This window comes from Cupriavidus pampae, from assembly GCF_914271485.1.
In the GTDB taxonomy this organism is placed as follows: domain Bacteria; phylum Pseudomonadota; class Gammaproteobacteria; order Burkholderiales; family Burkholderiaceae; genus Cupriavidus; species Cupriavidus pampae.
In genome coordinates, this window is the sequence record NZ_CAJZAG010000002.1 from 687,784 (window position 1) to 698,798 (window position 11,015).

Genomic DNA, 11,015 nt, shown 5'->3' on the forward strand with positions numbered 1-11,015 from the left:
CCACTCCTTGCTGCCATCCGGCATTCGGTTGCGTATATTTGCTTGCACGTCTCCATTGTTGGCGCCACACCCCGCAGCGTAAATCGACGTTAACGCATGCCGGTCATGCGGAATTGTTTAGGGGCGCGCGCCGTGCTTGCCCCCATCAGTCATTCGGCGGCATGATCCTCGCTGTCGATCCCCCCATTCGATACCTTCAGCACATCATGACTCGCCCCCTTTCTCTCGATCCCATCGTTGCACTGTCCGCGCGTGAGCTGTCGCGCGAGATTCATCGTGGCGCGCTCTCGTGCCGCGAGGTCATGCGGGCGTATCTCGCGCACATCGATGCGTATAACCCGCAGGTCAACGCGATCGTCGCGTTGCGCGAGGCGGAGGCGTTGATGGGCGAAGCGGCGGCCGCGGACGAAGCGCTGGCCGCGGGCAAATCGATGGGCTGGATGCATGGCATGCCGCAGGCGCCGAAGGATCTCGCGATGACGCGGGGGTTGCGCACGACGTTCGGCTCGCCGATCTTTCGCGACAACGTGCCGACCACCGACACCGTGGTGGTCGAGCGTGCGCGCCGCGCCGGGGCACTGTTCATAGGCAAGACCAATACACCTGAGTTTGGGCTTGGCTCGCACACGTTCAACGAGGTGTACGGCGCCACATGCAATCCGTACGATGCCACGCGCTCGGCCGGTGGCAGCAGTGGCGGCGCGGCGGCCGCGCTGGCGATGCGCATGCTGCCGGTTGCCGATGGCAGCGACTTTGGCGGTTCGCTGCGCAATCCCGCGGCCTTCTGCAATGTGTATGGCTATCGGCCATCGGCGGGTCGTGTGCCATACGGTCCGACGCCGGAGACCTTCCTGCCGCAGCTCGGCTGCGAAGGACCGATGGCGCGCAACGTGGCGGACCTCGCACTGCTGCTGGCCACGCAGGCCGGGCCCGATGTGCGTACACCGCAGGCACTGCCAACCGATCCGCAACTGAGCACGCTGACGCCGGACAACGTGGAAGCAACGCTCACGGCAGATCTGGCCGGCGCGCGCATTGCGTGGCTCGGCGACTGGAATGGGTACCTGCCGATCGAGGACGGCATTCTCGCGCTATGCGAGGAAGCCCTCTCATCGATGTCCGCGTTCGGCGTGGAGGTGGAAGCGATCGCGCCGCCGTTTCCCGCCGAGCGCATCTGGAAGACGTGGCTCGTGCACCGGCACTTTCTCACCGGCAACGCACGCATGGCGCTCTATCGCAATGCGGACACGCGCGCGCAACTGAAGCCCGAGGCGATCTGGGAAATCGAGGGCGCGCTGCCGCTCACGGCCACCGACCTCTATGCGGCCAGCACCGATCGCACCGCGTGGTATCAGGCCTTGCAACGGCTGTTCGCGAAGTTCGACTACGTGGCCGTACCGACCGCGCAGGTGTTTCCGTTCGATATCAACGAACGCTGGCCCACGACGATCGCGGGCCGCGCCATGGATACCTATCACCGCTGGATGGAAGTCGTGGTGCCATGGACGCTGGCCGGCTCGCCGGTGGTCAGTGTGCCGGTAGGCTTCGGTGCGAATGGGCTACCGATGGGGATGCAGTTGATCGGACGTCCGCGCGAGGATCTGTCGGTTCTGCGACTGGCGGCGGCCTACGAACGCGAGCGCGACTGGGTAGGCAGATACTTGCCCCCTGCAATCGCGTGATGCATGCACTATCCTGAATCGGTTTTCCCGAATGCCGTTATGTCACGACAGGAGATCGAAAATGCGTACCTCTACTCACATTCTCGCTGCGCTCGTGCTGTTGAGCGCCAGCGGCATCGCGCTCGCGCACAACTGTCCCAACGAAATGAAGGCCATCGACGCCAAGCTGGCCACCAAACCGGCGCTATCGCCGGAGGACAGTGCCAAGGTCACCAAGCTGCGCGCCGATGGCGAAGCCCAGCACAAGGCCGGCAATCACGATGCCTCGATGAAGTCGCTGGGAGATGCGAAGAAGATTCTCGGCATTTAAGCTGGAATCTTCCCGCGATCAGGATGGCTTACGCCACGCGCCGCAGCGGCTGGCGCGCGGCGTCGGCAAACAGCGGTGCGGCACGCTCGGCCGCCAGGCGGATGCGTTCCCGCAGCGCGGGACTGCCCACTTCGTAGCCATTGAAATCCGCCGTCGACGCGTACACGCCGATCGGCAGCGACAGCGCCTGCAGGAAACCGAACAGCGGACGGAACTGATGCTCGAGGACCAGCGCATGGCGATCGCTACCGCCAGTCGCGGCCAGCAGTACCGGCTTGTCGATCAGCGCATCCATGCCGACCAGATCGAACAAATGCTTGAAGTGGCCCGGGAACGAGCCGCGATACACAGGCGCCGCGGCAATGATCAGGTCTGCGGCCTCGATGGCCACGATCTGCGCCTCGATCTCGGCCGGCAGTTCGTCCCGTGACAGTGCCGCGCCCAGCGGCCGCGCGATCTCCGCGAGATCCACGACATGCGTCTCCAGCACAAGGCTCTGCGAAAGTTCGGCCAGCAAGGCCTCGACCAGCACGCGCGTACGCGACGGTTGATAGGCACTGCCGTTTACGGCAACGACTTTGAGCGGCTTAGCCACAGATTTCTCCGAATTCGGCATCAAGGTGATCTACCTTAACTTAGCGCGCCGGTCGGATGAACGAAGCAAAACGACTAACTATAGACGCTACCGGAGGGACGCTACCGGAGGGACGCTACAGGATGGACGCTAGGGCTGCGACAGCGTGAACTCGTGGTGCGCCGTGTTGAGCTTGGAGACCCGATACTCGACACGTTCGTCGTGGTACGAGTACGCGGTACGCAGCACCTGCAGCAACGCGCTGCCGGCCGGCACCTCCATCAGATCCGCATCGTCGTCATTCGCGAGCGTCGCGCGCAGGCGTTCCTCGGTGCGAATGATATTGATGCCAAACCCATCCTGATAGAAGTTGTAGAGCGTGTTCGGACGCTCGCGCAATTGCACTTCGGTCAGCGTCGGGAAGCGTTCCACCGGCACCGTGATCGCGTCGATCATGACCGGCGTCTTCTCCAGCGACAGGACATTGGTGAACCGCAACACCGCATCGCCGACGGACAGGCCGAGCGCCACGGCTTCGGACTTGTCCGCCTTGCCACGCCGGAAGCGGACCAGGCGCACGGTGGGGTACTCACGGTAGCCATCCTGACGCACGACGCGAAAGAACCGGAAGAAATGATCCTCCATGCGGTGCGTGGCAACGAAGGTGCCGCGGCCCTGATGGCGGATCAGGAGGTTCTCCGCGACCAGCTCATCGATCGCCTTCCGCAGCGTGCCGATGGAAACGCCGAACCGCTCGATCAGCTTGCGCTCCGAAGGTATCGCTTCCGCGGGCTTCCACTCGCCTTCCGCAAGGGCGGCAAGCATGGCGCGCTTCACGTCCTTGTACAGCACGCCACCAATCGCGGCACCGGCGTCGAATCTGGTCCCCACAGCCAGGAATCCTCTGGTTACGCGGCCCATGAGGTAGTCATGGGCCGCAAGGTCATATAGATAACGCACATGATACTGAAAAGCGTTGGCGAGACCGGATTTACTCGACCCGGATGCGCTTTTCCTCGATCACCTTCGCCCACCGCGTCACCTCGATGCCGAAGTACTCGGCGAACGGCGGCCCCGCCTGTGGTGCGGGCGTGAAGCCCGCCGTTGTAATGCGTTGCCGCACTGCTTCCGACGCCAGCATGCGCGCCACCGAAGCTGCCATCTTGTCGACGATGGGCCGCGGTGTCCCCGCCGGCACCATCAGCCCCGTCCAGTTCTCGACGATCAGGTCCGGATACCCGGCCTCGGCCACCGTCGGGACATCGGGCAGCAACGGGTGCCGCTCGCGCGTGGTCACGGCCAGGGCCCGCAGCTTGCCGGCCTTCACATAGGCCAGCGATTCCGGGAAATTGGAGAACACCACATCGATCTGGCCACCGATGAGATCGGTCATCGAGGGCGCTCCGCCCTTGTATGGCACATGTGTCAGGTTAGCGTTGCTCTGGCTTTCGAACAGCGCAAGCGTCAGATGTGGCGGCGTGCCATTGCCGCTCGATCCCGCATTCAAGGTCGTCTTCTGCGCGGCGGCCGCCAGATCCTTCATCGACTTGATCGGCGAGTTGGCCGGGACCACGACTACCATCGGCGACGAGGCGATGCGCACGACTGGCAGCAGATCCTTCTGCATATTGAACGGCAACGAGGGGAACAGCGTCACGTTGGACGCGTGCGTCAGGGTAACCGCCAGCCAGGTGTAGCCATCGGCGGGCGCCTTCGCGACCTGATCGGCGCCGATGTTCGCGTTTCCACCCGGTTTGTTGTCGACGACGATGGGCTTCTTCCATTCCTCCGACAACTGCTGCGCGACGGTACGCGCCATAAGATCGGTGAGCCCGCCCGCGGCAAACGGCACCACGTATCGGATCGGCTTGTCGGGATAGTTCGCCACGCCATCCTGCGGCGCCCCTGCTGCCGCGGGTGTCGGACCCGCGAGGGTGGTGACCACTGCCAACGTAGCAAACGCAAGGCAAAAGCCTCTACGCGCGCTACGGTTCAAGCGCTGATACATGGTTTGTCTCCTTTTGTTGCCGTCAGCCCGTCTGACGCGGGCTAGCCGATGCACGAATGGGGGTGTACGTTATGCCTCGATCGATTCCCCCGCCAAAGACTTCAGATCACTCCATAACGCTTCCGGAATCTCCACACCTTGCGCCGCCGCGTCCGCCTGCGCGCGCTGCCGCCGCGCGCCCGGCAGACGCGCACCGGCGTCGTCCAGCAGCGTATGCACGAGCGCTTCCACGCGTTCGGCGTAGATATCGCTACCCGCAAACGCGCCGGGATCGAGCACGAGGAACAACTGACCGATACGCGGACGATTGCCCGCGTCATCGAAGAACGAATCGGCCTCGGCACCGAACTGCGCGCCCGCTAGCGACGTCACCAGCAACTCCACCATGAGCGCGAGCATCGCGCCCTTGACGCCACCCGCCGGCAGCATCGATCCGCGCAGGGCCGCGCTGGCATCCGTGGTGGGTTGCCCGGCTTCGTCGAGCGCCCACCCCAGCGGTATCGCCTTGCCCTGCTTTGCCGCCACCATGATCTTGCCGCGCGCCACTTCGGACAGCGACAGATCAATCACCACGGGCGCCGCATCGCGGCGTGGGAATACGGCCGCGATGGGGTTGGTGCCGAACAGCGGACGCTTGCCGCCCCAGGCCGGCATCGCTGCCGGCGAGTTGCCCATGGCAATCCCGATCATCCCCGCGCTGGCCACCGCCTCCAGCGGCAGCGCCGCCGCCCCGAAGTGGTGGCTGTTGGTCACGGCCGCAACGCCGACGCCCGTCGTACGGGCCAGGCGCATCGCCTCGGCAATGGCAACGTCGCATGCGGCAAACGCAAAGCCGCAGCCCGCGTCGACCACCACCGCACTGGCGCGCGTGCTTCGCGCGACGGGCTCGGCATGACCAACGACCCGATCGTGACGCAGGTGCGCCACGTACATCGGCACGCGCGACACGCCATGCGAGGGCAGCCCTACCGCGTCGGCACGCGCCAGCGCGGCGGCCGTCGCCGCAGCCTGCCGCGCGCTGGCCCCCGCGCGACGGAGCGCCGATGCGGCAATACGTTCCAGCTCATCGAGCGCGACACGCGTCATGAATTCGCCTCCAGGGTTGCGCGAACGGCCTGCGCGATCATCATCGACACGCGCGCATTGGCCTCTTGCGTGACGCCACCGATATGCGGCGTCAGGATCAGGTTGGGTGCTTCGGCCAGCGGGCTGCCGACAGGTAGCGGCTCTTCGGTAAAGACGTCCAGCGCCGCGCCGCCGAGATGTCCCGCGCGCAAGGCGTCAGCCAGCGCCGCCTCATCCACGACGCCGCCGCGCGCGGTGTTGATCAGCACGGCCCCCGACTTCATCGCTGCAAGCCGGCCGACATCGATCAGATGCCGCGTGGCGGGCACGAGCGGTACATGCAGACTGACGGCATCGGCCTGGGCCAACAGCTCATCGAAGCCTACGCCGCGCACGCCGCTGGTTGCCCAGACCGGATCGTCGGCAGCCAGCATCGGATCATGCGCGATGACCTCCATGCCGAACGCCCTGGCCAGCGCGGCGGTGCGCCGGCCGATATCGCCGAAGCCCACCAGTCCGAGGGTCTTGCCCAGCGCCTCGCGGCCATCTGACAGCCGCGCGCGCGGCCATTTGCCGGCCGACATTTCCGCGCCCGACAGATAGGCCCCACGCAGCAGCACCGCGGCCGTCGTCACCACGTACTCGGCGACGGAGCGCGCATTGGCACCGAGTGCCGGAATCACACGGATACCGCGCCGCTGACAGGCCTCGACGTCGATATTGTCCAGCCCGACCCCAAGCCGCCCGACCACCCGCAGGCGAGACGCCGCAGCCAGCAACGCCGCATCGACCTGCGTCCGGTTGCGCACGATCAGTGCGTGCGCACCGTCGAGGACGCCCATCAGGTCCGCACGCCGGTCCACCCACCCCGGTTCGTATTGCACGTCGAAGCCGGGGGTGAGGGCCTGCACCGCGACCGGATCCATAAACTCGCTGATGCAGATGGTTTTCATCATGCGGACTCGTGGATACGGGTCAGAACGAATTCGCGATGACCGAGTGCCTCGGCAGCCGTCCAGCGACCGTTGATGGTGGCCATCATGCATTCGAGCAGCTTGTCGCCGGTCTGGTCCAGGGTCTGCTCGCGCTGCAGCAGGCCGGAACAATCGACGTCCATGTGTTCGCTCATCAGGCGCACCGTACGCGGATTCGCGCAAAGCTTGATAACGGGGACGATCGGGTTGCCGATCACGTTGCCCTGACCGGTCGGGAAGAAGTGCACAACGTAACCGGCCGCCGCGCACAGCGTCACCATCTCCGCTGCGGCGGACGACGAATCCATAAACCAGAGGCCCGGATGCGTCGGCTCCTCGGCCTTGTCGAGCACGCCGTCGACCGTGCACTTCTTGCCGATCTTCTGAATATTGCCGAGCGCCTTCTCCTCGATGGTGGTGAGGCCACCGGCAATATTGCCCTTGGTGGGCTGCGACTCCGATAGATCCGAGGTCTTCCAGCGATCGATCATGCCCTGATAGCGCTCGAACATCGCCATGAACTTGTGACGCACGTCGTCGTTGGCGCAACGGGCCGCAACGATTTGCTCGCCGCCGGTCAGCTCGGAGGTCTCGCCGAATACGAGCGTGGTGCCCAGCGGATGCAGCTTGTCGAACGCGTTGCCGACTGTGGGATTGGCCCCGCAACCCGACGTGGTGTCAGATTCGCCGCACTTGGTCGAGATCCAGAGTTCGTTGAGCGGACACTCGACGCGATGGAGCGTCGTGGCGTACTGCACGAACTGCTTCGCCGCCTTCGAGGCGCGCATGATGGTCTCATGGTCGCCATGGCCCTCGATGCCGAAACCCACCACCGGCTTGCCAGTCTTGGCGATGCCATCGACCACCTTCTTGGTCCAGCCGTCTTCGATGCCGATCACCACCACAGCGGCAACGTTGGGGTTGCTCCCCGCACCGATCAGCGTGCGGAAATGCAGATCCAGATCCGGGCCGAACTGCAGCCGCCCATACGGATGGGGGATGGCCATGGTGCCCTTGATCGCAGCGGCAACCGCTTCCGCAGCGGCATTGGAGAGATCGTCCAGCGGCAGGATAACGACATGATTGCGGACGCCCACGCGGCCGTTGTCGCGACGATATCCCCAGAAGGTGGTGTTTTGATCGATGACAGACATGACAAGGTCCTCAGTGCTTGGATGCTTGGAAAAGGAAGTGGCTTCGGTAGCGCTGCGCAGACTGCGCGCCTTACCAGCGCTTGGTCTTGATGTTGTGCACGTGGGCGTGCTGCCCCGCCTTGATCGGTGCCACCACCTTGCCGATGTCGATACCGTACTTGTAGACCGTCTCGTTCACGTCCATGTCACACAACGCCACCTTGTGCCCGATTGGAATCGGTTGCAGCGCGGTAACCGTCACCACCTTGTCTTCATCCATGATCCAGGCATTCAGCTTCGTGCCCGCCTCGATTCCCTCGACTACCGCCACCGCAACGGTGTCCCGGGCGTCATGCAGTACCACGTGAATCATCTTTGTCTCCTCTTTGTGGGTCAGTGTGGAAACCATCGTAGGCGCTGGAATCATCCATGTCAACTAGCTCATATATATGAATTTAGAGAGGGTAAAAAAAGCGACTCCCGGGGGAGTCGTCTGGTGGACGCCGTATCCGAAGGATCAGTTCCGGGCTGAATCCTTATCCAGCGGGAACACCGGCCGAGCCACGTTGCGGAACGGAAATTTCTCGTAGCGCGAGCTAGTTACGCCATCTCCGTCGCATTCGACCACGGCCTTGGCGATCGGTACGAACACCGGCCGGCAGTACATGCGCGACTTCAGCAACACGAATCGTGCGGCGTGGGGATCGACGCCGATATGGGTAAAGATGCCAAGGTCCCAATGCTCCTGGGGCGTTTCCGTGACGATGACTTTCGCCGCCCCGATATCGAGCAGCGCCGTGCGGCCCATGCGAATCCGTTGGCCGGTATAGGTCGGTCCCGAGATCACGTACTCGCCGTCGCTGATGGCGGCAACGGTGCCGGACAGCGATTTCGACTCGGGATACAGGCCGAGCTGCGGCATGGCGACCTTGTCCCCCACCTTGAGCGTGACCTGCGCCCCAACCCCTGCCGCAATCAGGGTTGCCACGGCTTCCGGGTCGCACACCGGGCCGACCGCGATGTCCTCGAGCCCCTGTGCCAACGCCTCGTGCAGCACGGCCATGTTGTCGCACGTGCCGCCCGACATGCAGTTGTCGCCGTGGTCGAGCAGTAGCACCGGCCCACGTTTGTCGCCAGCTCGTGTATCCGATTCGGCTGCCCGCGCCGCGGTGGCGATCGAATCCGCCAGAGGCTCGGAGTCATAGACAAAATCGGCCCGCTCTGCCCAGATCTGCGCGGCAATGCGGTCGGCCACGGCCTCCGCGGCGTTCTGATCGCCGTTGCCGACGACGATCACGCTGAGGCAAGGCGCTGGGATATCGGCCAGACCGAAGCCCGCGAGCACCGACACGGCAAGCATGCCGTCCCGCTCGGCTTCCTTCGCGCGGGCCACCGCGCGCGCCATGGCGCCCTCATCGGTCCGGCTGCGCAGGGTATGGGTAATGAGCGGCGGCCGGCGCCATGCCATGACGGGACGGACTCGTTGCGCCACCATGTCCAGCAGCAGACGACCGGCATGCTCGCCCGTCTCGTACATATCGACATGGGGATACGTCTTGAAACTGACGGCAATGTCCGCGTGATCGATCAGCGTTTGCGTGATATTGCCGTGAAGATCGAGCGCCACGGCGATCGGTACGTTGGGCACGACCTCGCGCAGGCGCGCGAGCAGATCGCCCTCCCCGTCGTCGCTGTTCTCCGCCACCATCGCACCATGGAGATCGAGCAAGAGCGCGTCGCAACCTCGCGCCGCCGCCACGATCGTATCGGTGAGGTGTGTGTAGGCCGCGGCCGCCACGCGCCCGCTCGGGTTGGCGCCCGCGATCACTGGTACGACGATCTCCGCGCCCGCAGCCTCGGCGAGGTCGATAAAGGCGCCGGCGGCGGTCCGCGACCCCTTCGCGGCACGGTAGCCCTGCTCGCCGTACTGCGGGTCGAACGATTCCAGCGGCGTGGCGACCGGCGAGAACGTGTTGGTTTCGTGGTTCAGCCTGGCAATCAGAATCTTCATGGACTTATTGGCTTATGGGTTTCGCAACATCGAGCATCGCGTGCAGCAGCACGTTGCAGCCGGCTTCCAGGTGTTCGGGCTTCGCGTCCTCGATCTCGTTATGACTGATGCCATCCTTGCACGGCACGAAGATCATCGCGGTCGGCGCGACGCGCGCGAGATAGACCGCATCGTGGCCCGCGCCGCTGATCACGTCCATCTCCGAGAAACCAAGCCGCGTGGCCCCCGCGCGCACTGCCTCGACCAACGACGCATCGAACGGCTGCGGTGGAAAATACACTACCTGCCGTACATCGATGGCCACCCCATGGCGCGCCGCGAGTGCTTCCACTCGGCTCTGCAACGCATCATGCATGGCCGATAACTGCGCATCGTCGGCCGCGCGCAGATCCACCGTCATGGCGACGCGCCCCGGAATGACGTTGCGCGAATCGGGATGGACCGTGAGGCAGCCCACCGTGCCGCGCCCATGCGGCGCATGGTCCAGCGCGATCTGGTTGACGATACCTACCAGCTCCGCGGCAGAAAGCAACGCATCCTTGCGCAGCGCCATCGGCGTCGGCCCGGCATGCGCTTCCATACCCGTCACCGTGACGTCGTACCAACGCTGCCCCAGCGCGCCGGTGACCACGCCGATGGTCGTGTCGTGCGCCTCCAGCACCGGCCCTTGTTCGATATGCGCTTCGAAGTAGGCGCGCGGCTTCCCTTCGCCAAGCGGTGCGGCACCGGCATAGCCGATCGCGTCGAGTGCCTCGCCGACCGACACGCCATCCCGATCGGTCTGCGCGAGCAGGCCCTCGAGCGCGAACTCTCCGATGTAAGCACCGGAGCCCATCATGACGGGCACGAAGCGCGAGCCCTCTTCATTGGTCCAGACCACGACCTCGAGCGGCGCCTCGGTGACGATGCCATGGTCATTGAGCGTCCTGATGACTTCAATACCAGCGAACACGCCGTAGTTCCCATCGAACTTTCCGCCCGTGGGTTGCGTGTCGATATGGCTGCCGGTCATGACAGGCGGCAGGCTGTCGTTACGCCCTGCCCTGCGCGCGAAGATATTGCCGATGGCATCGACGCGCACCGCGCATCCCGCTGCCTTCGCCTCGTTCACGAAGAAGTCCCGGCCCTGCCGGTCGAGGTCGGTCAGCGCGAGGCGGCAGACGCCGCCCTTGGGCGTCGCGCCGATCTCGGCAAGACGCATCAGCGTCTTCCATAGCCGAGCGCCATCGATCGTTAATGCCTCTCCTGTCTTGCCCAT

The 11,015-nt window shown here is 64.7% G+C and carries 11 protein-coding genes; 2 read left to right on the forward strand and 9 right to left on the reverse strand.

The features are described from left to right. Window positions 1-206 precede the first annotated feature (206 nt). Together LDO41_RS07330 and LDO41_RS07335 are read left to right on the forward strand one after the other, a co-directional pair. Window positions 207-1,682, forward strand: coding sequence for an amidase (locus tag LDO41_RS07330; RefSeq protein ID WP_223983887.1), 1,476 nt, complete (start codon window positions 207-209; stop codon window positions 1,680-1,682). A 61-nt stretch (window positions 1,683-1,743) separates the two neighbouring features. After that, complete coding sequence (locus tag LDO41_RS07335) at window positions 1,744-1,992, forward strand: hypothetical protein (protein WP_223983889.1); 249 nt, start codon at window positions 1,744-1,746, stop codon at window positions 1,990-1,992. A 28-nt stretch (window positions 1,993-2,020) separates the two neighbouring features. On the opposite strand, the gene msuE is transcribed toward LDO41_RS07335, so the two are convergent. From msuE to LDO41_RS07380, 9 genes are all read right to left on the reverse strand, one after another. Further along, on the reverse strand, window positions 2,021-2,587 hold the full coding sequence (gene msuE, locus LDO41_RS07340) for an FMN reductase (RefSeq protein WP_223983891.1): 567 nt from the start codon (window positions 2,585-2,587) through the stop codon (window positions 2,021-2,023). Between the two features lie 129 nt (window positions 2,588-2,716). Then, on the reverse strand, window positions 2,717-3,457 hold the full coding sequence (locus LDO41_RS07345; protein WP_223983894.1) for a GntR family transcriptional regulator: 741 nt from the start codon (window positions 3,455-3,457) through the stop codon (window positions 2,717-2,719). Between the two features lie 100 nt (window positions 3,458-3,557). Then, entirely contained in the window at window positions 3,558-4,574 is a 1,017-nt protein-coding gene (locus tag LDO41_RS07350) for a Bug family tripartite tricarboxylate transporter substrate binding protein (RefSeq protein ID WP_223983896.1), read from the reverse strand. Between the two features lie 69 nt (window positions 4,575-4,643). Next, on the reverse strand, window positions 4,644-5,660 hold the full coding sequence (locus tag LDO41_RS07355) for an Ldh family oxidoreductase (protein WP_223983898.1): 1,017 nt from the start codon (window positions 5,658-5,660) through the stop codon (window positions 4,644-4,646). Beyond that, window positions 5,657-6,592 (reverse strand): hydroxyacid dehydrogenase, encoded by a 936-nt coding sequence (locus LDO41_RS07360; RefSeq protein ID WP_223984307.1) that lies wholly within the window; start codon window positions 6,590-6,592, stop codon window positions 5,657-5,659. Before LDO41_RS07360 ends, LDO41_RS07355 begins: the two co-directional genes overlap by 4 nt. After that, entirely contained in the window at window positions 6,592-7,767 is a 1,176-nt protein-coding gene (locus tag LDO41_RS07365) for a UxaA family hydrolase (RefSeq protein ID WP_223983901.1), read from the reverse strand. The genes LDO41_RS07360 and LDO41_RS07365 overlap by 1 nt, the downstream gene beginning before the upstream one ends. 70 nt (window positions 7,768-7,837) lie before the next feature. Then, the gene (locus LDO41_RS07370; RefSeq protein ID WP_223983903.1) at window positions 7,838-8,119 is read right to left on the reverse strand and encodes a UxaA family hydrolase; all 282 of its coding nucleotides are present in this window, start codon (window positions 8,117-8,119) and stop codon (window positions 7,838-7,840) included. A 144-nt stretch (window positions 8,120-8,263) separates the two neighbouring features. Beyond that, a complete protein-coding gene (locus tag LDO41_RS07375) occupies window positions 8,264-9,757 on the reverse strand; it encodes a M81 family metallopeptidase (RefSeq protein WP_223983912.1) in 1,494 nt (497 codons plus the stop codon). A gap of 4 nt (window positions 9,758-9,761) precedes the next feature. Then, entirely contained in the window at window positions 9,762-11,015 is a 1,254-nt protein-coding gene (locus tag LDO41_RS07380) for a Zn-dependent hydrolase (RefSeq protein ID WP_223983915.1), read from the reverse strand.